This is a genomic window from Aliarcobacter skirrowii CCUG 10374 (assembly GCF_003544835.1).
GTDB classification, from domain to species: Bacteria; Campylobacterota; Campylobacteria; order Campylobacterales; family Arcobacteraceae; genus Aliarcobacter; species Aliarcobacter skirrowii.
The window spans coordinates 1,509,494-1,534,847 of the sequence record NZ_CP032099.1; the positions used below are offsets into that span (position 1 = coordinate 1,509,494).

A 25,354-nucleotide genomic window follows, 5' to 3' on the forward strand; every position below is an offset into this window, starting at 1 on the left:
ATAGCAAAGACAAAAGAGATTAATAATCTTTTGTCTTTCTCATTTGAAGTAACTCTTTTTGAACAGATATATTTACCTCTTCATTTGGTTCAAAATTTAAAGCATAATTTCTTCCATCATAATCAACAGAGTTTAATATAATTTTTAAAGCTTCAATTCTTGATAGATGTTTATTATCGCTTCTTACAATATGCCATGGTGCACTTCTTGAAGTAGTTCGTCTTAGCATTTCATATTTTTTCTCACTAAACTCATCCCATAAATCTTGAGCTTGCATATCAACTTCAGAGAATTTCCACTGTCTTAATGGATCATTAATTCTTCTATCAAATCTTCTTTTTTGTTCCTCTTTTGAAACAGAAAAATAAAGTTTGATTAAAATCATTCCTTGTCTTACTAAATCTTGCTCAAAATTCACAATATCTTCCATAAAAATCTCATGCTCTTCGGGTGTACAAAATCCAAAAACTGGCTCAACCATTGCACGATTGTACCAACTTCTATCAAATAATACTATCTCTCCGCCAGTTGGAAAATGTTCAATATATTTTTGCATAAACCACTGATTTCTTTGAGTCTCTGTTGGTTTACCAAGAGCTACAACCCTATAGTGCTTATTATTCATATATCTAGTTATTCTTCTAATAGCCCCACCTTTTCCAGAAGCATCTCTTCCTTCAAAGATAATAATCATTCTTTTATTCTCTTTTTCAAGCCAATCTTGAAGTTTAATTAACTCAATTTGATATGGTTTTAACTCTTGTAAATCATAGATTTTTTGAATACCCTCTTCTAAAATTTCAGGTTGTATTGATTTGTAATTTTTTAAAATAGATTTAAAAAATTCATTCTCTTCTTTTAATTTTTTAATCTCTTCACTAAAACTGTTTTTATTTACAGAAGAGTTATCTTTCGTTGCTTTTTGAGTTATTTTTATATTTTGCTTAACATCTTTTAATATCGAATCTTTAAAGTTTTCCATAAGTCTGTTTGCACCATCAAGAGTAAGTTTATCTCTTTTTTCATAACCCAATACTTTGACATATCTTTTTTTATCATACTGAAATCTAGCAATATATTTCTTTCCAAACCTTGGATGAGAATCTTTTGATATATATAATCCACTATAACTTGTTATGTCAAAATCACTTAAATTCATCTATTTCCTTTTGAAACTTCTTGATTAAACTCCATATTTTCTATCTCTACTGCACCATTTAAAATAATTTTTCTATCAATTTTTAAAATATTATCATCTTTAGTTTTTTTATCATAAGATAGTGCATTTAAAATATGTCTAATACAATTTAATCTAGCTTTTTTCTTATTATCACTCTTTACAATTGTCCAAGGAGCAACAGGAGTATGAGAAGCTCTTAACATAGAGTATTTTGCAACTGTATACTTATCCCAAACTTTTTGAGCCTCTTTATCCATTGGAGATAATTTATACTGTTTTAAGGGGTCACTATCTCTTTTTTTTAATCTTTTTTCTTGTTCTGATTTTGAAACAGAAAAATAAAACTTAAATAATATAACCCCTGATTCAACAAGCATTTTTTCAAACTCTGGAACATCTTTTAAAAATTGCAAATGTTCATCTTTTGTGCAAAATCCCATAACAGGTTCAACTCCTGCTCTATTGTACCAACTTCTATCAAATAAAACTATCTCTCCAGCACTTGGAAGATGCTGTACATATCTTTGAAAATACCATTGTGTTTTTTCAACATCACTTGGTTTCTCTAAAGCAACAACTCTTGCTCCTCTTGGATTTAAGTGCTCTGTTATTCTTTTTATTGTTCCACCTTTTCCAGCAGCATCTCTACCTTCAAAGATTGCCAATACTTTTAAACCTTTTTCTTTAACATAATTTTGAAGTTTCAATAGCTCAATTTGCAAAAGTGTAAGTTGTTTTTGATACTCTAATGTATCTTTTTTTATCCAAACTTGAACTTTTGTTTCACCATCTTGAACTTTCTCTTTTAACTTTTTTCTAGGTCTAGTTTTATCCACTCCATGAGGAATATCATCTTTTGTATCAATTACTGAATTATCATCCTCAAATGCGTGTCTAACTAAGCTTCTATCGTGTCCCATATACGTTCTCCCTATGTAATTTTATCAAGATAATCTTGATTTGTAATCATTATATCCAAAGTTTTTTATAATTTTATAATTATTATCTTTAGTTTTTATAACAATTGATGGTAATTTTATACCATTAAAAGTGGTTGTTTTTACCATTGTATAATGAATCATATCTTCTAAAATTATCTTATCACCCACTTTTAAAGGTTCATCAAAAGAGTAATCTCCAATAATATCTCCAGCCAAACAAGTATTTCCACCTAATCTATATGTATATTTTTTCTCAAATGCTACTGCACTATTTCTAATCATTGCACGATATGGCATAGCTAAAGTATCAGGCATATGAGCTTCTGCGCTTGTATCAAGAATTGCTAAATCCATTCCATTATTAACAATATCAAGCACAGTTGCCACTAAATAACCAGTTTGCCAACCAACTGCTTCACCTGGTTCCATATAAACTTCAAGATGAGGATATCTTGATTTAAAATCTTTTAAAAGATTAATCAATCCCTCAACATCATAATCAGCTCTTGTAATATGATGACCTCCTCCAAAATTTACCCATTTTAATTGAGAAAAATATTGAGAGAAATTTTTTTCAAAATTTATTAAAGCACCCTTTAAAGCATCTACATTTTGTTCACAAAGTGCGTGAAAATGGAACCCTTCTAGATATTGTAGTTGTGATTCATCAAAATTTGCTTTTGTAATACCAAGTCTTGAATTTGGAGCACAAGGATTATATAAATCTACTTCAACACTTGAATACTCAGGATTTAATCTCACTCCTAAAGATACTTTTTTAAAAGCTTTATCTTTATATCTTTTTAACTGATTAAATGAGTTAAATATTAAATGATTTGAGATAGATATAATTTCATCTATCTCTTCATCTTTAAAAGCTGGACTATATGTATGAACTTCTTTTCCAAACTCCTCTTTCGCTAAAAGTGCTTCATGAAGACCAGAAGCACAACAACCTTTAAGATATTTTTTACATAAATCAAAAGTTGAATGCATAGCAAAACCTTTTAAAGCTAAAAGAATTTTAACTCCTGTTTCATCTTGAACTCTTTTTAAAAGTTTTAAATTTTTTTCTAAAAGTTCCTCTTCACAAACATATGCAGGGCTTGGAAGCTTTTCAAAGCTATCAACTACTTCATAATTTTTATTCATAACTATTTCACATCAAGTTCAAGTATTTTCCAAGGAAGACCTTGAGTCATTAGCTCATCCATAAATGGTTTTGCATCAAACTCTTCTATATTAAATACACCTTTGTTTTTCCAAATACCTTTATATAAAAGTTTTGAACCAATCATTGCAGGAACTCCTGTTGTATAAGAAACCGCTTGTGCTCCAGTTTCTCTATAACACTCTTGGTGATCACAAACATTGTAGATGTAAACTTTTCTTGGTTTTCCATCTTTAATTCCTTCAATAATACATCCAATATTTGTTTTTCCAACAGTTCTAGGACCCAAACTTGCAGGATCAGGTAATAAAGTTTTTAAAAACTCTATTGGAATGATTTTTTGTCCTTGGTGTTCTACTGGCTCAATTCCTAGCATTCCAACATTTTGTAAACAATTCATATGTTGAATATAAGAGTCTCCAAAAGTCATAAAAAATCTAATTCTTTTTAAACCTTTAATATTTTTAGATAATGACTCTAACTCTTCGTGATAAAGTAAGTATGAAGCCTTTACTCCAATTTCTGGATAGTCATGATCAACTCTAATTTCAAGTGGTTTTGTCTCAATCCACTCTCCATTTTCCCAATATCTTCCATTTGCACTTACTTCTCTAAGATTTATTTCTGGATTAAAGTTTGTAGCAAAAGCATAACCATGATCACCTGCATTACAATCCATAATATCTATATAGTGAATCTCATCAAAAAGATTTTGTTCTGCATATGCACAAAATACTCCTGTAACACCTGGGTCAAATCCTGAGCCTAAAAGTGCCATAATTCCAGCTTCTTTAAATTGAGCATCTCTTTCCCATTGAAGTTTATATTCAAACTTTGCTTCATCTGGATGTTCATAATTTGCTGTATCAACATAATCAACTTTACATTTTGTACAAGCATCCATAATTGTTAAATCTTGATATGGTAAAGCAACATTTAGAACTAATTTTGGATTTACTTTTTCAATTAGTTTAACAAGTTCATCAACACTATCTGCATCTACTTGTGCAGTATCTATCTTTACACCTTGATTTTTCAAAATATAATCTGCTATTGCATCACATTTGCTAAGAGTTCTAGAAGCTAATGTTATTTTTTCAAAAGTATCAATATTCATAGCACATTTTACAGTTGCAACTTGACTAACACCACCTGCTCCAATTATCAAAATCCCTTTTTTGCTCATTATAAATTCTCCAAAAATTTTAATATAAACATCATTATATCTTTTTATAGTTTTAACTTTACTTTTTTAATATTTTTGGTTACAATCTCGTTTCAATATGGGGATGACTTGGTATCGATTAGAGTAGCAAGTATTAGTTGCATGTCGGCCTGAACATGCCGTTACGCGGTTCATTTTTTTTAGACGCAAATAATACAAATTACGCTCCAGCTTACGCTAAAGCTGCGTAAGTTTAACAACTTATTGACTCGCCTTTAGGCTTGAGTCTTTGGAGACTGGCACTACAGATTCTATCTATGTAGGTAAATGCTGGTTCACAATAGATAGATTATCTTTAAGGAGTTGATTGAAACTTAAAGAGAAATTTTAAATCTTAGCTTTATAATTGCTTTTGGAAGTTGAGCTGTTATAAAGTGAAATTTTTCAACTTTGCTAAACATGTAGACGCTAATATGAGCTATTTTAAGACTGCGGTTCGATCCCGCACATCTCCACCAATACATTCTAAAACTTATATTTATAGAACTAACTGTACTCTTTCTACTAAAAATATGTAAAATTTATTATAAAAACCAAAAAAAGATAGAGGAATAAAGAGAATAGATCGAAAAAGAGAAGATGATAAAGAGAGGGAGAGTTTTAAAAACTCTCCTTTCCTCTAAAAAATAAAAAGATAACACTGTAAGATGATAAGAGATATATCACTTAGAAGAGTTATTTGTATTTTTATCTTTTATAGAGTTAGTGTTGTTGGATTTAGAATAAGAAGGCTTATTCGATTTATCTTTTTTTTTGTTAGATTCAATTTGAGCTTTAATGTTGTTAATTAAAGTTTCACCAAATCCTTTAACATTTTTTAGATCATCAGGATTAGAGATAGTGTTGTTTTTTCTATACTCAATAATAGCATCAGCTTTTTTATCACCAACACCTTTAAGATTCATTAACTCCATTTTAGAAGCAGTTTGAAGATCAATTGCACCTAAAAAAATAGTAAAGAATAAAGCTAAAATAGCAACAAGTTTTTTCATATTAACCCCCTTTTAATAAAATGTAAAAGAGTATAACATAAAAAATAGTTAAAATAAATATAAAAATCAATAAAGATAGATAAAAAAAGCCTTCACCTAAACACTTGGAGGTAAGTGAATAGATAAAGGCTTGAATAAATACTCAAGAGCTGGCAGCGACCTACGTTTCCACCGGGGGACCCAGCAGTATTATCGGCGATGAAGTGCTTGACTACCAGGTTCGGAATGGGACTGGGTATTTCCACTTCTCTTTAGCCACCAACAAGTTGAGTGAAAAAAGTAAATAATAAATACTCTTTGCACTCAACTCAATTAGAGTTAAGAAAAAATAATGCTAAAGTCTTGGCTCTTAAAAAAATTTGCATTTTTTCAAGTAAACGCCTTTTTTTCTTTCTAAAAAAATAAACACAATTGTCTATTAAACATAAAAAGATATGCTTAATAAGATAGTAAACCAAAGAAAATTGTTAAAAATAAGCCAAACGTTCTATTAGTACTGGTCAGCTAAAGGGCTTACACCCATTACACATCCAGCCTATCAACCAGCTAGTCTTGCTGGGAACTTCAGGGAAAGTTCATCTTAGAGTTGGCTTCGAGCTTAGATGCTTTCAGCTCTTATCACATCCCAACGTGGCTACCCAACGATGCTCTTGGCAGAACAATTGGTACACCAGTGGTTGGTTCATCCCGGTCCTCTCGTACTAGGGACAAATCTCTTCAACTTTCCTACGCCCACGGAAGATAGGGACCGAACTGTCTCACGACGTTCTGAACCCAGCTCGCGTACCGCTTTAAATGGCGAACAGCCATACCCTTGGGACCGACTACAGCCCCAGGATGCGATGAGCCGACATCGAGGTGCCAAACCTCCCCGTCGATGTGAGCTCTTGGGGGAGATCAGCCTGTTATCCCCGGCGTACCTTTTATCCTTTGAGCGATGGCCCTTCCACGCAGAACCACCGGATCACTATGACCGACTTTCGTCTCTGTTCGACTTGTAGGTCTCACAGTCAAGCTAGTTTATGCCATTATACTCAACAAGCGATTTCCATCCGCTTTGAACTAACCTTTGTAAGCCTCCGTTACTATTTAGGAGGCGACCGCCCCAGTCAAACTACCCACCAGACATTGTCCTGAATGAGGATAACTCATCGCAGTTAGTAACTCAAATATTCAAGGGTGGTATCTCAAGGATGGCTCCGACTCTACTTGCGTCTAGTCATCATAGCCTCCCACCTATCCTGCACATGAATATCCAAGCTACAGTGTCAAGCTGTAGTAAAGGTGCACGGGGTCTTTCCGTCTTTCCGCGGGTAGGAGGAATTTTCACCTCCACTACAATTTCACTGGATCCCTCTTTGAGACAGCTCCCATCTCGTTACGCCATTCATGCAGGTCAGTATTTAACTGACAAGGAATTTCGCTACCTTAGGACCGTTATAGTTACGGCCGCCGTTTACTCGGGCTTCGATCAAATGCTTCGCTTGCGCTGACATCATCAATTAACCTTCGAGCACCGGGCAGGCGTCACACCTTATACATCCACTTACGTGTTAGCAAAGTGCTGTGTTTTTGGTAAACAGTCGGGAGGGACTCTTTGTTGCAACCTCTTTAGCTTTTTGAAGCAAGTTCATATACCAAAGTAGGCACACCTTATACCGAAGATACGGTGCTATTTTGCAGAGTTCCTTAAAGAGGGTTCTTCCACGCGCCTTAGAATACTCATCCCACCCACCTGTGTCGGTTTACGGTACGGGCAACATATAATAAACTTAGTGGCTTTTCTTGGCACGACAGTATCATCGATTCTCCATCTCCTCCGAAGAGTGTCAAGAGCCTGTAAGATCTCGGTCTAGTGTTAAGCGGATTTGCCTACTTAACAACCTACATCCTTCGAGCCACACTTCCATCCGTGACCTCGATTAACTCTATGCGTCCCCACATCGCGCTTATATGTTGGTATTGGAATATTAACCAATTTGCCATCGTCTACACTTTTCAGTCTCGACTTAGGACCCGACTAACCCTACGATGACGAGCATCGCGTAGGAAACCTTGGGTTTTCGGCGTTAAGGATTCTCACCTTAATTATCGCTACTCATGCCTGCATGCTCACTTCTATCCGCTCCAGCACTCCTTACCGGTATACCTTCAACGCTGAATAGAACGCTCTCCTACCACTCAATTAAAAATTGAATCTAAAGCTTCGGTGTACATCTTAGCCCCGTTATATTTTCCGCGCAGAATCACTAGACCAGTGAGCTGTTACGCTTTCTTTAAAGGATGGCTGCTTCTAAGCCAACCTCCTGGTTGTCACAGTAACTCCACATCGTTTTCCACTTAGATGTAACTTAGGGACCTTAGCTGTTAGTCTGGGTTGTTCCCCTCTCGACGACGGATTTTATCACCCACCGCCTGACTCCTGTGATTCCACATATAGTATTCATAGTTTGATAGGGTTTGGTACCGCGGTAAGCAGCCCTAGCCCATTCAGTGCTCTACCCCTATATGCTACAACACAAGGCTATACCTAAATATATTTCGGAGAGAACCAGCTATCACGAAGTTTGATTGGCCTTTCACCCCTATCCACAAGTCATCCCAAGACTTTTCAACGTCAGCGGGTTCGGTCCTCCACTGGCTCTTACACCAGCTTCAACCTGCTCATGGATAGATCACTTCGTTTCGGGTCTGCAGCATCTGACTATTTCGCCCTATTAAGACTCGCTTTCGCTACGGCTTCGCACTTGGCTTAACCTTGCCAGACACCACAACTCGCAGGCTCATTATGCAAAAGGCAGTCCATCACCCTGATAAATCATAGGGCTCTGAATGATTGTAAGCTAATGGTTTCAGGTTCTATTTCACTCTGCTCGCTGCAGTTCTTTTCACCTTTCCCTCACGGTACTTGTTCACTATCGATCTGTAAGTAGTATTTAGGATTGGAGGGTGGTCCCCCCAGCTTCAGTCAAAATATCACGTGTTCCGACCTACTCAGGATACCATTAAAGTTATTGATGATTTTAATTACAGGAGTATCACCTTCTATGCTTTAGCTTTCCAACTAATTCATCTATCATCTTTAATCTTATATTATGGTCCTACAACCCCCAATGCAAGCATTGGGTTTGTCCTAATCCCAGTTCGCTCGCCGCTACTATGGGAATCTCATTTGATTTCTCTTCCTCTGGCTACTGAGATGTTTCACTTCACCAGGTTCGCTCCCCGCAGGGTAACATATATCTCTATATGCTGGGTTGCCCCATTCGGAAATCCTCGGATCAAAGCTCTTTGGCAGCTCCCCGAGGCTTATCGCAGCCTAATACGTCCTTCTTCGCCTCTTACAGTCAAGGCATCCACCATTAGCCCTTAATAGCTTATAATCGGAACCTAAAAAAATCTTACGATTTTATTTAGGGTCCTCTTTTCTTGCCTAAAAGTTTTAGTTTAACTAGAACTTTTAAATTTGATAATATTCTTTGGCTACTATCTTATTAAACATATATACAAGTACATACTATAATAAGTTAGTTGTGTTATCTATAGTTTTATAATTATCTTTTCAAATAATTATCTTTTTTAGATATGAAATTTTTTTATTTAAAATTAAACATTACTATTTAATTTTACGAAAAAATTTTAAAGACTTTAACATTATATTTTTAAATATCATTTAGTAACTTCTTTTACAAAGCTCTAATATAAATCTTATAATCTCTTATAAAACTTATATTAAAACTTAAGTATGGTGGAGAATAGCGGGATCGAACCGCTGACCTCCTGCGTGCAAAGCAGGCGCTCTCCCAGCTGAGCTAATTCCCCAAACCAACAATCTTTAAAGATTATTTAATGGTGGGCCTATCAGGACTTGAACCTGAGACCTCACGATTATCAGTCGAGCGCTCTAGCCAGCTGAGCTATAGGCCCATTCACCTATACTTTTCGGTTAAATAATCTTTATAAACCAAATATGAGTTGTTAAAAAATATTGTTTTTCTTTATTTATATATTAAGAACCAAATCTTAATAATATTTCTTTGAAAGGAGGTGATCCAACCGCAGGTTCTCCTACGGTTACCTTGTTACGACTTCACCCCAGTCGCCAAATCCACTGTGGAAGGTAGCTACTTTAGCATCCCCGCTTCGAATGAGTTCGACTCCCATGGTGTGACGGGCGGTGAGTACAAGACCCGGGAACGTATTCACCGTAGCATAGCTGATCTACGATTACTAGCGATTCCAACTTCATGTAGTCGAGTTGCAGACTACAATCCGAACTGGGAGATATTTTATAAGATTTGCTCCACGTCACCGTATTGCCGCTCTTTGTATATCCCATTGTAGCACGTGTGTAGCCCTGGACGTAAGGGCCATGATGACTTGACGTCGTCCTCACCTTCCTCCTACTTGCGTAGGCAGTCTGTTTAGAGTTCTCAGCCGAACTGTTAGCAACTAAACACGAGGGTTGCGCTCGTTGCGGGACTTAACCCAACATCTCACGACACGAGCTGACGACAGCCGTGCAGCACCTGTATATAAGTTTCTGCAAGCAGACACCAATCTATCTCTAGAAAGTTCTTACTATGTCAAGTCCAGGTAAGGTTCTTCGTGTATCGTCGAATTAAACCACATGCTCCACCGCTTGTGCGGGTCCCCGTCTATTCCTTTGAGTTTTAATCTTGCGACCGTACTCCCCAGGCGGTACACTTAATGTGTTAACTGCATTACTGCAAGATCTAGTCTCACAACAACTAGTGTACATCGTTTAGGGCGTGGACTACCAGGGTATCTAATCCTGTTTGCTCCCCACGCTTTCGCATCTCAGCGTCAATTGTGTTCCAGTAAATCGCCTTCGCAATCGGTATTCCTTCTGATCTCTACGGATTTTACCCCTACACCAGAAATTCCATCTACCTCTCCCACATTCTAGATCAACAGTTTTCAAAGCAGTTCTATAGTTAAGCTATAGGATTTCACTTCAAACTTATTAATCCGCCTACATGCTCTTTACGCCCAGTGATTCCGAGTAACGCTTGCACCCCCCGTATTACCGCGGCTGCTGGCACGGAGTTAGCCGGTGCTTATTCATATAATACCGTCATTATCTTCTTATATAAAAGGAGTTTACGCACCGAAATGTGTCATCCTCCACGCGGCGTTGCTGCATCAGACTTTCGTCCATTGTGCAATATTCCCCACTGCTGCCTCCCGTAGGAGTCTGGACCGTGTCTCAGTTCCAGTGTGACTGATCATCCTCTCAAACCAGTTATGTGTCATAGTCTTGGTAAGCCATTACCCCACCAACTAACTGATACAATACAGGCTAATCTCTTACCAATAAATCTTTCCCTTTTAAACTTTTGTTTAAAAGGAGTATAAGGTATTAGCAAACGTTTCCATTTGTTATCCCTTAGTAAGAGGCATATTACCTATACATTACTCACCCGTGCGCCACTTAGCTGACAACTATAGCAAGCTATAGCCCGTTCTCGTTCGACTTGCATGTGTTAAGCACGCCGCCAGCGTTCACTCTGAGCCAGGATCAAACTCTCCATAATTTTTTTTATATCTATTTTCATAAATATATATTTGTTATAGTTTATTTGAATCTGACTTTTTTGTTTTTAATTACTTAATTACAAAATTATCACTCAAGTTATAGACAAGTTATAATTTTACTTATACTTGTTTCTTCATAATATTTTTTTAACATTTCTCATATTCAGTTTATAAAGATTACATCTTCTTAAACCGTCTAATCATAATTTTAAAGATCTTAATTTTAAACCGTACTGGTCAAATTGGACGGGAATTATAATAGGAAAATCTTACTTTGTCAAGAGGTTTGCGCTTAACTTTGGCTTAAATTTTGGAATTCTTTCTATTTTGTTGAAAAATGCCCATTTTTAGGACATTTTTTATTAATTTTCTTTTATCATTGATATATAATCAGCTAAAAGCTCTAACTCTTGTTCACTTCTTGCATCTATATGAGCTTTCATTATTGTTTTAAACTCTCCACCATATGTTCCATCTTTATAACCTTTAAATATAGTTAATAACTCCTCTTTAGAATAATCATTAATTGGTTTAGATACACCTAATGCTTTTGCATCACCTTTTAAACCATGACACGAACTACAAGATTTATATAAAGTTTTACCATCTTTTACTACTACAATTATATCTTCAGATATTGTCTCTTCTACATTTTCATCAACAAACTCCTCTTGCGCAACAACTTCTTCTTTTACTGCTAGTTCTTTAACATCTTTTTTATCTTCACTTGAACAAGATATAAATAAAAACATCGACACAAAAGTTAAAATAAACATTCTCATAATAAACTCCTTTTTAATTGATATAAGTAAAAATAAAATCATCTTTATAATCTATTTTTACAACTCCACCTTTTTTTAACTTTCCAAATAAAATCTCATCTGTCAATGGATTTTTTATTTTATCTGATATTACTCTATTTAAAGGTCTTGCACCCATAGTTTTATCGTAACCTAGATTTGCCAACTCATCTTTAGCTTTTTTACTAATCTCTATTTTTATTTTTTTGCTCTCTAGTTGTCTTTCCAAATCCTCTATAAACTTACCAACAACTTTTGAAACAATATCTAAACTTAAGCTATCAAAACTAACAACTGCATCAAGTCTATTTCTAAACTCTGGTGCAAAAAATTTGTTTATAGCTTTTCCTTCATTTAGTTTTTCATTTTTTGCAAACCCCATAACATTTGCTTCAGCAACTCCAAGATTTGAAGTCATTATTAATATAACATTTTGAAAATCAGCTTTATTTCCACTATTATCAGTTAGTTCTGCATTATCCATAACTTGAAGCAAAATTGACATTAAATCTGGATGGGCTTTTTCAATCTCATCAAGTAATAAAACTGTATGTGGATGTTTTCTTATAGCTTCTGTTAAAAGTCCACCTTGTTCAAATCCAACATACCCAGCAGGTGCTCCAATAAGTCTTGAGATTGCATGAGCCTCCATATATTCACTCATATCAAATCTTTCAAAATGGATTCCTAGTTGTAAAGATAGCTCTTTTGCAACTTCTGTTTTTCCAACTCCAGTTGGTCCTGTAAATAAAAAACTTCCAATTGGTTTTTTATCAACTCCCAATCCTGCTTTATTTCTTTTTATTGCTTGAACTATTGATACTATTGCTTTATCTTGTCCAAAAACTCTTTTTTGCATATTTTTTTCTAGATTTTTTAATAGTGTCAAATCTGATTTTGTTGCACTTCTTGAGGGAATATGAGCCATTTTTGAAACTACATCTTCAACATCTTTTGAAGTTATTGTTATATTTGAATCACTTTTTGTTTTTAAAGTTGTTGATAATTCAATCTTTTTACTAGCACCCACCTCATCAATAACATCTATTGCACAATCTGGTAAAAATCTATCTTGAATATATTTTTTACTAAGTTCAACTGCACTTATAATTGCACTTTTTGAATATTTTACTTTATGAAACTCTTCATATTTTGATTTTAATCCTTCTAATATTAAAATTGAGTCTTCAACACTTGGTTCATTTATATCAACCTTTGCAAATCTTCTACTAAGAGCTTTATCTTTTGCAAAATCATTTCTATACTCAGAGAAAGTTGTAGCTCCAATACATCTTAGTTTTCCACTTGCTAAAAGTGGTTTTAATATATTTGAAGCATCCATAGCACTTCCACCAACACTTCCAGCTCCAACAATTGTATGAATCTCATCTATAAATAAAATTGCATTTGGAATTTTGCTTATCTCTTTTAGAAGAGATTTTAGTTTTTTTTCAAAATCTCCTCTATATTTTGTTCCAGCTAACATCGAACCCATATCCAGTGAAAAAACTTTTGAATCTTCTAAAAATGGTGGAACTTCACCTGAGGCAATTTTTAAAGCTAAACCTTCTGCAATTGCTGTTTTTCCAACTCCTGGTTCTCCCACTAAAAGTGGATTGTTTTTCTTTCTTCTTCCTAAAATCTCAATTACTCTTTGTAACTCTTTATCTCTTCCAATTACTGGATCAATTTGATTTTTTTTAGCAATTGCCACAAGTTCACTTGAGTTTTGATCAAGCACTTTATCATTTTGTTCATCTCTATTTTCAACACCTGTATCATCTTTATGAGAAATCTCTTCAAGAATATCAACTCTTTGAATTCCAAGTTTTTTTAATAAATATGTAGCATAAGAATTTTCATCTTTTAAAATTGCCACAAACATATCTTCAACATTTGCTTTTGTTTTTCCACTACTTTGAGTATGTGCAACCATATATTCAATAGTTGAAGATAAAGCTATAGTCTCAATTGGCTCATCAACAATATTTTCAGGTAACTTTGGCGTTGTATCATCTACATATTTTTTTAAATCTTCAAATAGTTTTATGCTATCTACATTTAAATCTTCAAATAGCTCTTTTATTGTTTGACTATTTATTAACATTAAAAAAATATGTTCCAATGTTAGGTACTCATGTCTATTTGTTTTTGCGTAGTTTATAGATTTTGCAAAAATCTCTCTTAACTCTTTACTTATCATTTTACTCTTCTTCCATAACAGCTTTTAAAGGAAAGCCTTTCTCTCTTGACATAGTTTTTACTTGAGCTACTTTTGTAGAAGCAATTTCAAAACTATAAACTCCACAAAGTCCTTTTCCATTGTTGTGAATATTTAACATTATAGTTTCAGCTTCACTATTTGTTTTTCTAAATACTTTTACTAAAACATCAATTACAAAATCCATAGTTGAATAGTCATCATTTAATAAAAAAACATTATACTTCTTTGGCTCTTCTACTTCTAAATCTTCATTTAACTCTATTTCAATCTCATTACTCACATTAAACCCTTATTATTTTTACTATGTTAAAATCTTTTTTTCAAAAGATACAAATTATAACAAAAAAGAGATTATTATGAAGATTGATCCAAAAGATTATATAAACAAAGCTATTTTTATAACTGCAACCAATACAGATGTTGGTAAAACTTATGCTTGTGAAAAGTTTTTAAACTTTTTTGCAAATGCTAATTTAAGAGTTGGTTACTTTAAACCTATTGAAACAGGTGTGCAAAATAGTACTCCACTTGATGGAAGTAAAATGTTAAATCTAGCAAAAAAACTAAACAAAGATTTTGAACATATATCTATAAATGATTGTGTTCCATATCAATTTACTCTCCCCGCTTCACCTTATGTTGCAAAAGAGAACTCAAAAATAGATATAGAGTTTTTAAAAGAGAAAAAAGAGTATCTAGAAAATTTTTGTGATGTTTTAATAGTTGAAGGTGCTGGTGGTTTGATGGTTCCAATAGAAAAAGATTTTTTTATGATTGATTTAATAAAAGAGTTTAATACAAAAGCTTTGTTAATAACTCCATCAAAATTAGGATCTATAAATGATACCCTACTTTCAATAGAAGCTTTAAAAAATAGAGATATAGATTTTGAATTTTTTATAAATTTGTATTTAGATATAGATAGTTTTGAAGAGGTTTCAAAGCCATTCTTAAAAGATTATTTTAAAGAGTTGAAGTTTTTGCAAGATTTATAAAAACCTCAATTATTATAATAAGCTTAAAAATATTTCGTATATTAAAAGATATAAATTGATTTCATTTTAAATTGTGTATAACTTCACTATTGATTTTATGTATAATAAAATTTCATTCATAAAAATAAAAAAGAAATTTCAAAGAAAGGTTGAACACATGATGACTTCTGCAATAGATTTATCTAAATTAACAGCAAAAGATGATTTGACTCCAGTTCTTGGAGGTTATTGGCCAGGGATTCAAATCTACTATCCACCAATAAAATATAATCCACTTGATGGATCTTATGAGAGTATGGAACAAGCTAAGCTTAGACTTCAAAAACATGCTTACAATACAAGAGCTCACACAGTTTTATTTGACTTAGAAGATGGTTGTAGACAAAAAGCTATGAGTAGAGAGCTTTTAATTCAAGAGTTACCAAAATTTCCTCAAAGAGATTTTCAAATAGCTATTAGAATAAATCCATTTAGAACTGAAGAGTATGAAGAGGATTTAAAAATGCTTAAACAAATTCATCAATATGTTGATGTAATAGTTTTAGCAAAAGCTGGAGAGGTTTATGGAAGTGCTGAAATTAGAGATTTATCTTCTTGGTTAATCTCTATTGGAAGTAATCTTACAATTCAACCAATTGTTGAGCACCCAAAATCTTTAAGAATTGCTGATAGATTAATGGAGTATTCAACTGTTAAACATATAGTATTTGGAATTCATGACTTTTCAAAAGCAATGGCATACAAAATCACTCCAAAAGGTTGGATTGATGAGCTTGAAACATATTTTGATATGTTAACTTTAGAAGCTAGAATTAAAGGTAAAGGTGTAATTGGTGGAGTTGAAGTAATGCTAACTCCTCACTCACTACCAAGTAATTGTGTTGAGAAAAAAGATATTAGAAGATGGTTAGATTTACATGGAGATGAAGCTAGTAAATATGTTTATTCACATGCTTTAAGAGAGAGTTCTATGGGATTAACTGGTAAACAAGTTATTACTCCAAACCATATAAATATCTGTAAAGTTGCATTTACTCCAAGCCCAAATGAGATTGCAAAAGATGTCTCTATTTTAAAAGCTGCTATTGAAGCAGATGCACTTTTAAGTGGAGCTATTAGATATGAAGGTGAGATGCTAGATCCTCCAATGTTTGGTAAATCTTTACAAAACATTTTAAGAGCTTATGCACTAAATAGCCTTTCAAAAGAGGATAAACTATTTGCACTTTCTGTGTTAAATAGAATGCCTTTAAATACATTTAAAGAAAATTGGCCATATGGTCAACTGTAATTCAAGGAGATTAAAATGAGTCAAACAGTTAAAATAGATATACCTGAATTTTTAAATATTGGTGTTGCTTGTACTTCAGCTTGGTTGGGAAGTGCAAAAGAGAATAATGTTGCGATGATAATTGAAGATGATAAACTTGGAACTGATGAAGTTACTTATAAAGATTTAAGTGTAAAATCGGATCAAGTAGCAAACTTCTTTACTCAAAATATTGGATTAAAACCAAGAGATAGAGTTCTAGTTTGTCTTAAAAACTCTTTAGCATATCCAATATCTTTTTTTGGTGTTATGAAAGGTGGAATGATTGCTGTTCCAACTTCAACTTTGTTAAGTGGTAGTGAAGTTAAATATTTAGCTGAAGATTCTCAAGCTAAAGCTATAGTTTTATCAGCTTCTATGTACGAAAACTTAGTACCATACTTAGAAAATCTTGACAACTTAAAAACAATAGTTGTTGCTGGAGTTGATAGTGTTGATGATTTCAAAAAACCAAAAGATATAAATGTTTACGCATTAAGTAAAATTTTTCAAGAGTGTGATACAACAGCAAATCACTATAACTCAAGATCAGGAGAACCTGCATATTTAGTTTATACATCTGGAACAACTGGTTATCCAAAAGGAGTACTTCACTCTCACAGATCACTTGTTGGAAGAAAACCAGCAACTGATTATTGGTTTGATTTTAAAGAGAATGATAGAATAATGCACTCTGGAAAATTTAACTGGACTTATGTTTTAGGTTCTGCACTTATGGATCCACTATACAATGGTCACACAGTTATTGCTTATGAAGGTGCAAATGATGCTTCTACATGGATTAATTTAATCAAAAAACATAACTGTACAATTTTTATTGGTGTTCCAACAATTTATAGACAAATTATTCAAAAAACAGATTTCAAACTTGATGATTGTCCAAGCTTAAGATACTGCATGAGTGCTGGAGAGCATTTAAGTGATGAGATGTTAGGACTTTGGAGAGAAAGATTCAAACAAGATATTTATGAGGCAATTGGAATGAGTGAGTGTTCATACTATATTTCACACTCAAAATTTAATCCAATAAGACCAGGAAGTGCAGGATTCCCACAACCAGGACATATTGTAAAACTTCTAAATCCTGAAACTTTAGAAGAAGTTGGAGTTGAAGAAGAGGGAATGATTTGTATTGGAGAAGATGATCCAGGATTATTCTTAGAGTATTGGCAACTTGAAGAAGAGACTTTAAAATCAAGACATGATGGTTACTTCTTTACAGGAGATTATGCAAGAAAAGATAAAGATGGATATATCTGGTTTATTGGAAGAAAAGATGATATTATCAATACTTTTGGATTTAGAGTAAGTCCACATGAGATTGAAAGAGTTGTAAAAACTCACGCCGATGTTGCTGATTGTGTTGCTTTTGGTTTAGATATCGAAAAAGATAAAACAATAGTTGCTATTGCTGTTGTTGGGCACTCAGCTTTAAGTAAAGAGAAAGAGCAAGAGATTTTAAAATTTGCTCAAAATAATCTTGCAAAATATAAAGCTCCTAAAGAGATTTTTGCTCTAAGTGATTATCCAAGAACAAAAAATGGAAAAGTTTTAAGAAAACAACTTGTAAAAGATCTACACGAACAATATTTTGCTGTGACAAAAGGTGAAGAGGTAGTTGAATATAAAGCTAGAAGATCAATGCTACTAGTACCTTCATACAATAAACACAATGTAGAAAAAGCAAAAACTGTTTTAGCAGATTCTGTTATTTTTGATTTTGAAGCTATTTTAGCTGAACAAAGAGAAGTTGGAAGATCTGTTGTAAAAGAGGTTTATAAAGAGCAAGGTCCTAAATTTGGAGATAGTGAAAGAGTTATTAGAGTAAACAATCTTGGAAGTGAAGATTTAAAAAAAGATTTAGCTTTGGCAAAAGAGATTGAACTTGATGCAATACTATTTTCAAAAATTGATACAAAAGAGGATGTTTTAGAGGCTGTTAAATTAATTGAAGAGGTAAATCCAAATTTAACTCTTATGATTATGATAGAAACTCCACTTGCAGTGTTAAATATTCATGAAATTTGTGCAGCTAGTCCTAAAGTTGAAGTTGTTGTTGTTGGTTCAAATAAACTAGCAAATAGACTTCAAATAGATATAAAAAGAGGTTCAAAAGCTATTGTTACATATTTAACTCAAATAGCACTTGCAGCAAAAGCTTATGGGAAAATAGTAATAGATGGACCTCATTTTGATGTTATGGATGAGTTTGCTTGTGAAGATTCAACAAAAGATGCATTTAATCTAGGATTTGATGGTAAATCTCTTGTACATCCAGTTCAAATTGAGTATATAAATGATATATTCACTCCAAAACAAAGCGAAGTTGCAGATTATGAAGAGATGATTAAAAAGTATGAAGAGGCAAATAAACAAGGTAAAGAGGTAATCTTACATAACAATAGATTAGTTGACTCTTCAAAAATAACTTGGGCAAGAAAAATGATTAAGCTTTATGAAACATATAAAGCTTTAGGTCAAAATCTATTTGGAAAATAAGGAGATAAATTTGTCAAAAATTAGTAACAAAATAAACTTTGGTAACTATTTTGAAGATTTCAGCATTGGTCAAAAAATCATTCATCCACTTCCTAGAACTATAAGTGAGGGTGATGTATCTTTATACATCGCTTTTACAGGTTCTAGATTTGCGCTACACTCTTCTGATGTAGTTGCACAAGAGATGGGTTATTCAAAAAGACCTATTGATGATATTTTAATGTTTCATTTGACATTTGGAAAATCTGTTCAAGATATATCTTTAAATGCAATCGCAAATTTAGGTTATGCTGAGATATCTTTTCCAAATCCAGTTTACATTGGTGATACAGTTAGTATGACTTCAACTGTAATTGGATTAAAAGAGAATTCAAATGGTAAAAGTGGAGTTGTATATGTTCACTCTATTGGAGTAAATCAAAATGGAAATGAAGTTTTAAACTTCAAAAGATGGGTTATGGTTCATAAAAAAGATCATAGCACAACAAGTGGAATAAATGAAGTTCCAACTTTCCAAAAAGCAACACCAATTTTAGACACTATTAATATTCCAACTATAAAATGTGTTGATGTCAGTGCTAGTGGTGGAGAGTATTTCTTTGAAGATTATGAAGTTGGTGAAAGACTTAATCATCCAGAGGGAATTACAATAGATAATAGTGACCATACACTTGCAACAAAGTTATATCAAAACAATGCAAAAGTACATTTCAACGACCATATGATGAAAAGTACACCTATGGGACAAAGACTTATGTATGGTGGAATTGTTATTTCAATGGCAAGAGCAATATCATTTAATGGGCTTCAAAATGCCCAATGGGTATATGCAATAAATAGTGGAAGCCACTGTAATCCAACATATGCAACAGATACAATCTATGCTTATAGTGAGGTTTTGGAAAAAATTGATCATAAAAGAGAGGATATTGGACTTTTAAGATTAAGAACAATTGCTCTTAAAAATCAAAATCCAAAAGAGATTGAAAATGCCAAAGGTGAAGATGGAAAATATCTTCCAAATGTAGTTTTAGATTTGGATTACACAGTTGTAATACCAAAAAAATCAACAAAAAAATAAAAAATTAAATTTAATAAAAAGGAAAAAACATGACACACCCAAAAGAAGCTTTATTTGAATCTGGTAAATCTTTACCAATTATTCCAACTTGTGAACACTTTGCAGGAAGCGAAAAGCTAATCCTAAAAGGTTTTGAAATGCAAAAAAAACTTGGACCTGTTTTTGATATTACTTGTGATTGTGAAGATGGTGCTGAAACTGGAAAAGAGGTTGAGCATGCTAATATGATTGTTAGAGTTGTAAACTCTGATGCAAACCCTTATGGTATGGCAGGAACAAGAATCCATGACCATTCTCATCCAGATTGGAGACAAGATGTTGATATTTTAGTAAATGGTGCTGGTGAAAAATTAGCATATATTACTTTACCTAAATCAACTTGTTATGAAGATGCTAAAACTCAAATTGAGTATATTCAAGCTGTTGCAAAAAAAGCTGGAATTAAAAGAGAGATTCCAATTCACGTTTTAATCGAAACGCATGGAGCTCTACAAGATGTTGAAAAAATTGCAACATTACCTTGGTTACAAGTTTTAGATTTTGGTCTAATGGATTTTGTAAGTGGATATCAAGGAGCAATTCCAGCAATTAATATGAGAAGTCCAGGTCAATTTGATCACAGATTAATTGGAGCTGCAAAAGCAAGAGTTGCACAAGCTGCTATTCAAAACTGCGTAATTCCTTGTCACAATGTAACTTTAGATTTAAAAAATCCATACCAAACATACAAAGATGCTGAAAGAGCTAGAAATGAGTTTGGATTTATGAGAATGTGGTCAATTTACCCAACACAAGTTCAAGCTATTGTTGATGCTATGAAACCTGATTTTACAGAGCTTGAAGCTGCACAAAATATTTTAATTAAAGCTCAAGATGCTGAGTGGGGACCAATTCAATATGATGGTGAGTTACACGATAGAGCAACTTATAGATACTTCTGGGAATTAGTTCAAAGAGCTAAATTCTCTGGTGTTAAATTAATGGAAGAGGCAGAAAAAAGATTTTTTGCCTAATTTTTAGATGATTTAAGAAGCTACTCTTTTTTAAGGGTAGCTTTTTTTAATTCCAAAATTATACACTTTTCTATTTTTTTTAAAAAAAATCTTTTAAAAAAGGGAAGTTTATAAACTGCATTGATATAATTATCAAATTTCTAAAACAAAAAGGAAAATTTATGAGCAAAAAAATAACAGAACAGGACATTATAGATTCAGTTGCATCTGCATGTCAATTTATATCTTTTTATCATCCAGAGGATTTTGTAAAAGGTATGGTTGAAGCTTATGAGAAAGAGCAAAGTGACTCTGCAAAAAATGCAATTGGACAAATTTTAATTAACTCAAAAATGTGTGCTATGGGACACAGACCTCTATGTCAAGATACAGGAAGTGTTAATATTTTTGTGAAAGTTGGTTTAAAAGCAAACCTAGATATTACAAAAAATTTAGAAGATTTATTAAATGAAGGTGTTGCAAAAGGTTATACAGACCCTGATAATACTTTAAGATTTTCAGTTGTAAGTGATCCAGCTGGAAAAAGAGTAAATACAAAAAATAATACTCCAGCAGTAATTCATGTAAGTGTTGATAACTCAGATAAACTTGATATTACAGTTGCAGCAAAAGGTGGAGGAAGTGAAAACAAATCTAAATTTGCTGTTTTAAATCCAAGTGATAGTATTTATGATTGGGTTATGGCAAATGTAAAAGATATGGGAGCTGGATGGTGTCCTCCTGGTATTTTAGGAATTGGAATTGGTGGAAATCCTGAAAAAGCAATGTTACTTGCAAAAGAGTCTTTAATGGGACATGTTGATATTCATGAATTAAAGCAGCGAGGAGCTCAAAATCCACTTGAAGAGTTAAGACTTAAACTTTATGAAGATATAAATAAACTTGGAATTGGAGCTCAAGGTCTTGGTGGATTAACAACTGTTTTAGATGTTAAAATTTTAGATTATCCATGTCATGCTGCATCACTTCCTGTTGCTATGATTCCAAACTGTGCAGCAACAAGACATATTCACTTTGAATTAGATGGAAATGGTCCAGCTAAATTTGAAAAACCTGATTTAGACCTTTGGCCAGATATTAAACTTCCAATGGATACTATTAAAAGAGTAAATATTGAAGATTTAACAAAAGAGAACTTATCTCAATTTAAATCTGGTGATACTTTATTATTATCTGGAAAAATTTTAACTGCACGAGATGCTGCTCATAAAAAAATAGTTGAGTACAAAAATGCTGGAAAACCTCTTCCAAATGGTGTTGATTTAAAAGATAAATTTATTTACTATGTTGGACCAGTTGATCCAGTTCGAGATGAAGTTGTAGGACCTGCAGGACCAACAACATCTACAAGAATGGATAAATTTACAAAAGATATGATGGAAATTGGAATTATGGGAATGATTGGAAAAGGTGAAAGAAAACAACCTACAATAGACCTAATCAAAGAGTACAAATCTATCTATCTTATAGCAACTGGAGGAGCTGCTTATTTAATTGCTCAATCAATTAAGGGTGCAAAAACTTTAGCATTTGAAGAGCTTGGAATGGAAGCTATTTATGAGTTTGAAGTAAAAGATATGCCTGTAACTGTTGCAGTGGATACTGAAGGAAACTCTATTCATACAACAGGACCTGCTAAATGGAGAACTATTAATAAATAGTTCTTATTTTACAAAGAGCCACAAATACTATAGGCTCTTTGTAAATATTTTCTTAAACTACTCTTAAATTAACAAATTATATTTCGTTTTTGACTTTTAAAATACTTTTTTTCGATACTATTGCACTTCAAAATATTTTAGGATTTTATAATTATGGATTTATTAGAAGATTTAAAAGATTACTTAGGTTTTGCGGTTGCTGGAAACTTTGCAAATCACTTGGGTGAGGCTGGAGAAGCTGATGAGTTTTCTGTTATAAAAACAACAGAAAAAGATGCTCCAAAAGGGATGTTTCCTTTTTATATAAAAGGTCATGATAGTTTTTTAGGAACTTATCCTATTTGTGATGAAGTCATATTAACTCATGGAAGAGAAGATGATAAACTGCAAGTTGAGGCTGAAGTTGCCCTTATTTGTGATTTTGTATATGAAAATGAAAAGGTCGTTGATATTGTTCCTAGATATTTTAGTGCTTTTAATGATTGCTCATTAAGATTTCAAGATGGAAGCAAACTTAGCACTAAAAAAAATTGGGGAGAGAAAACTAAAGGGATATCTCAAGATATAATTCCTATTGATAACTTCACAGAAAAAGGAATTTTAAGCAAATATCATATCTCTTCTTTTATAAAAAGAGATGGAATTGTATATGATTATGGAACAACTAGTTCAGTTAAATCATATAGTTACTTTTTTGAGAAATTAAAAAATTGGATGATTGATATTTTAAATACTCAAGAGGATTGTGGACCACTTGAAGAGCTTACACAGTTTATGAAATTTGCTGCAAAAGATGCAAAAGGTATTGTAATAGCTGCAGGTGCAACAGCTTATACAGATTTTGGTAAAAAAAACTTTTTGAAAAAAGGTGATGAGATATTTGTATATGTTTACAATGCACATGCTCATAGTTTTCAAGATATTATGAATGATATGTGTGGAATGGATATTTATTTAGGACAATGTTCAAAGCTACACCAAATAGTAAAATAGATTTTATTACAAATAATAAGTAGCAGATTTTAAAATCTGCTACTCCCAATCTAAAAGTCGTTTCTCTCCTTGTAATGCTCTTATATCGGTAACATCTTGCGACATTTCAATTACACCTTTATAGTTTTTTTGCTCATCTCTTACAGCAAAATATCTTATATGTACAAACTTTCCTTTAAAATTAATCCAAAAATCAGCAATATCTTGACGTCCTGCTTTAAACTCTTCAAGAATTTTTAGAACCTGATCAACACTCTTTGGAGGGTGGCAAAATTTAACCTCTCTTCCAATTATTCCAGCACTTCTTGGAAAAACTCTATCATCTCCACGATTATAAAAAATAACTCTATCATTTTCATCTACATAGGTAATATCTACAGGTAAGAACTTAAATATAAAGTTTACTTGTTCAGGTGTTAAATAACCTTCATCATAATGAGTTCTTCCCTCAAGAGAGAATGGTAATTCTCTTCTTTTCTTATCCATACTTGGATGAATATACTCTGGTTCTACATTGCTTGTCTCTTTATTTAGAATCTCTGGAAATCTAGGAGGAAGAGTTGTAAACATCCAACCAATTTCGCTATCACCTTCATAAAACTCTTCCCAATCTTCCTCTTTTAATAGTTGCAAAGCATTTGGAAGAAGCCTATTCTCTTCTACATTTATTAAATGAATCAAATTATTATATAAATTTGTACATTTTTCTATAATTGAGTCAAAATCTTTTGATTCAATACTTTCTCTTACATCTTTTATTATTGCTCTAATATCATCGTGAAAAGACCACATTCCTTGAGATGGACCAGTCCAACCATATTTTTCAAGATAAGGAAAAAGTTGATTCTCTTTTCTTGCAAAATGCTTTTCTACTTCACAAATTTGGTTAAAAATATTATAAAATTTCTGATAATCTTTTTTTGGATCTGTATTAAAAAGTTCAGAAAATAGCTCTTTTATTAATATATTCTCTTCTAAATATACTCTTACTGGATGACCTTTTTTAAATATTTCAATATTATTTGATAAATCACTTAACATCTTAAATTCCTTTTATAAATATAGGATAAAGTTTATCCTATTTAAAATTTTTGGATAATGATTTTAGTCAAGAGTAAATAATATTTTTTCTAAGTTCATGCTATTATAATTTGATTTAATATCAAATTATAATTATTTAGAATCTCATGTTCAACTTATAAGCAATATATCTAAAACTGTTCATGAGTTACAAAAAGAAAGAGGAATGAGTGCTGGTTATTTTAGAAGCAAAGGAGAAAAATTTGGATCACAATTAGAAAATCAAAAAGTTGAAACTTCAAAAAATATCAATATTTTACAAACCAATCTTAAACATAAAAATTATGATAAAAATGTATTAGAATTAATCAATAATGTTTTAAAAGATTAAACCAAATTGATAATATTCGTATACAAGTATTTGAACTTAAAATTCCAGCAAAAGATGCAAAAGGTATTGTAATAGCAGTAGGTGCAACAGCTTATACAGATTTTGGTAAAAAAAACTTTTTGAAAAAAGGTGATGAGATATTTGTATATGTTTATAACGCACACGCACACAGTTTTCAAGATATTATGAATGATATGTGTGGAATGGATACATACCTTGGACAGTGTTCAAAACTTCATCAAGTAGTAAAATAGATAAAAGTGCTTAAAGCACTTTTAT

The 25,354-nt window shown here is 32.5% G+C and carries 18 protein-coding genes, 2 tRNA genes, 3 rRNA genes and 1 other RNA gene; 10 read left to right on the forward strand and 14 right to left on the reverse strand.

Features of this window, described 5'->3' with window-relative positions; translation table 11 throughout:
* Window positions 1-19: 19 nt before the first annotated feature.
* The 4 genes from ppk2 (ASKIR_RS07915) to ASKIR_RS07930 are packed head-to-tail and all read right to left on the reverse strand — an operon-like array spanning window position 20 to window position 4,478.
* On the reverse strand, window positions 20-1,159 hold the full coding sequence (gene ppk2 / locus ASKIR_RS07915) for a polyphosphate kinase 2 (protein WP_115588169.1): 1,140 nt from the start codon (window positions 1,157-1,159) through the stop codon (window positions 20-22).
* Entirely contained in the window at window positions 1,156-2,100 is a 945-nt protein-coding gene (gene ppk2 / locus ASKIR_RS07920; protein WP_115588168.1) for a polyphosphate kinase 2, read from the reverse strand. Before ppk2 (ASKIR_RS07920) ends, ppk2 (ASKIR_RS07915) begins: the two co-directional genes overlap by 4 nt.
* A 24-nt stretch (window positions 2,101-2,124) precedes the next feature.
* Complete coding sequence (gene nspC / locus ASKIR_RS07925; protein ID WP_066349853.1) at window positions 2,125-3,273, reverse strand: carboxynorspermidine decarboxylase; 1,149 nt, start codon at window positions 3,271-3,273, stop codon at window positions 2,125-2,127.
* 2 nt (window positions 3,274-3,275) lie between these two features.
* Window positions 3,276-4,478 carry a saccharopine dehydrogenase family protein gene (locus ASKIR_RS07930; protein ID WP_066159721.1) on the reverse strand — a complete coding sequence of 401 codons (1,203 nt, stop codon included), beginning with the start codon at window positions 4,476-4,478 and terminating at the stop codon, window positions 3,276-3,278.
* Between the two features lie 99 nt (window positions 4,479-4,577).
* On the opposite strand from ASKIR_RS07930, the gene ssrA reads away from it, so the two are divergent.
* Window positions 4,578-4,975: a transfer-messenger RNA gene (gene ssrA, locus ASKIR_RS07935) on the forward strand.
* 204 nt (window positions 4,976-5,179) lie between these two features.
* On the opposite strand, the gene ASKIR_RS07940 is transcribed toward ssrA, so the two are convergent.
* The 9 genes from ASKIR_RS07940 to ASKIR_RS07980 form a co-directional block, all read right to left on the reverse strand.
* Entirely contained in the window at window positions 5,180-5,509 is a 330-nt protein-coding gene (locus tag ASKIR_RS07940; protein ID WP_082949051.1) for a ComEA family DNA-binding protein, read from the reverse strand.
* A 147-nt stretch (window positions 5,510-5,656) separates the two neighbouring features.
* Window positions 5,657-5,772, reverse strand: a 5S ribosomal RNA gene (rrf, locus tag ASKIR_RS07945).
* A 206-nt stretch (window positions 5,773-5,978) separates the two neighbouring features.
* Window positions 5,979-8,892 (reverse strand): 23S ribosomal RNA (locus ASKIR_RS07950).
* A gap of 363 nt (window positions 8,893-9,255) precedes the next feature.
* Window positions 9,256-9,331 (reverse strand) — tRNA-Ala (locus tag ASKIR_RS07955).
* Between the two features lie 28 nt (window positions 9,332-9,359).
* Window positions 9,360-9,436: transfer RNA gene (locus ASKIR_RS07960), tRNA-Ile, on the reverse strand.
* A 113-nt stretch (window positions 9,437-9,549) separates the two neighbouring features.
* Window positions 9,550-11,067 (reverse strand): 16S ribosomal RNA (locus ASKIR_RS07965).
* The 16S, 23S and 5S rRNA genes sit together here with 2 tRNA genes alongside, the layout of an rRNA operon.
* Before the next feature lie 363 nt (window positions 11,068-11,430).
* Window positions 11,431-11,850 (reverse strand): c-type cytochrome, encoded by a 420-nt coding sequence (locus ASKIR_RS07970; RefSeq protein WP_164698856.1) that lies wholly within the window; start codon window positions 11,848-11,850, stop codon window positions 11,431-11,433.
* A 13-nt stretch (window positions 11,851-11,863) separates the two neighbouring features.
* Window positions 11,864-14,071: an ATP-dependent Clp protease ATP-binding subunit ClpA gene (gene clpA / locus ASKIR_RS07975; RefSeq protein ID WP_066349878.1), complete on the reverse strand. Its 2,208-nt coding sequence runs from the start codon at window positions 14,069-14,071 to the stop codon at window positions 11,864-11,866.
* Window position 14,072: 1 nt separating this feature from the next.
* Window positions 14,073-14,372, reverse strand: coding sequence for an ATP-dependent Clp protease adaptor ClpS (locus ASKIR_RS07980; RefSeq protein WP_066158842.1), 300 nt, complete (start codon window positions 14,370-14,372; stop codon window positions 14,073-14,075).
* 76 nt (window positions 14,373-14,448) lie between these two features.
* Between ASKIR_RS07980 and bioD the strand changes: the two genes are divergently transcribed.
* The 7 genes from bioD (at window position 14,449) to ASKIR_RS08015 (ending at window position 23,664) form a co-directional block, all read left to right on the forward strand.
* Entirely contained in the window at window positions 14,449-15,087 is a 639-nt protein-coding gene (bioD, locus tag ASKIR_RS07985) for a dethiobiotin synthase (RefSeq protein WP_066349879.1), read from the forward strand.
* Between the two features lie 157 nt (window positions 15,088-15,244).
* Window positions 15,245-16,378, forward strand: a complete 1,134-nt coding sequence (locus tag ASKIR_RS07990) for an HpcH/HpaI aldolase/citrate lyase family protein (protein ID WP_066349880.1) — start codon at window positions 15,245-15,247, stop codon at window positions 16,376-16,378.
* 15 nt (window positions 16,379-16,393) lie between these two features.
* The gene (locus ASKIR_RS07995) at window positions 16,394-18,916 is read left to right on the forward strand and encodes an aldolase/citrate lyase family protein (protein ID WP_066349882.1); all 2,523 of its coding nucleotides are present in this window, start codon (window positions 16,394-16,396) and stop codon (window positions 18,914-18,916) included.
* A 10-nt stretch (window positions 18,917-18,926) separates the two neighbouring features.
* Entirely contained in the window at window positions 18,927-19,997 is a 1,071-nt protein-coding gene (locus ASKIR_RS08000; RefSeq protein ID WP_174694317.1) for a MaoC family dehydratase, read from the forward strand.
* A gap of 29 nt (window positions 19,998-20,026) precedes the next feature.
* Window positions 20,027-21,010, forward strand: a complete 984-nt coding sequence (locus tag ASKIR_RS08005) for an HpcH/HpaI aldolase/citrate lyase family protein (RefSeq protein ID WP_066158862.1) — start codon at window positions 20,027-20,029, stop codon at window positions 21,008-21,010.
* Between the two features lie 161 nt (window positions 21,011-21,171).
* Window positions 21,172-22,671: a fumarate hydratase gene (locus ASKIR_RS08010; protein ID WP_066349883.1), complete on the forward strand. Its 1,500-nt coding sequence runs from the start codon at window positions 21,172-21,174 to the stop codon at window positions 22,669-22,671.
* 153 nt (window positions 22,672-22,824) lie between these two features.
* Window positions 22,825-23,664 carry a DUF5718 family protein gene (locus ASKIR_RS08015; RefSeq protein WP_115588167.1) on the forward strand — a complete coding sequence of 280 codons (840 nt, stop codon included), beginning with the start codon at window positions 22,825-22,827 and terminating at the stop codon, window positions 23,662-23,664.
* A gap of 39 nt (window positions 23,665-23,703) precedes the next feature.
* On the opposite strand, the gene ASKIR_RS08020 is transcribed toward ASKIR_RS08015, so the two are convergent.
* A complete protein-coding gene (locus ASKIR_RS08020; protein WP_066349817.1) occupies window positions 23,704-24,705 on the reverse strand; it encodes a DUF438 domain-containing protein in 1,002 nt (333 codons plus the stop codon).
* A 166-nt stretch (window positions 24,706-24,871) separates the two neighbouring features.
* Here ASKIR_RS08020 and ASKIR_RS08025 point away from each other — a divergent pair, with 166 nt between their 5' ends.
* Entirely contained in the window at window positions 24,872-25,075 is a 204-nt protein-coding gene (locus ASKIR_RS08025) for a nitrate- and nitrite sensing domain-containing protein (RefSeq protein ID WP_228137877.1), read from the forward strand.
* A gap of 41 nt (window positions 25,076-25,116) precedes the next feature.
* Window positions 25,117-25,329 (forward strand): DUF5718 family protein, encoded by a 213-nt coding sequence (locus ASKIR_RS08030; protein ID WP_228254661.1) that lies wholly within the window; start codon window positions 25,117-25,119, stop codon window positions 25,327-25,329.
* Window positions 25,330-25,354 lie beyond the last annotated feature (25 nt).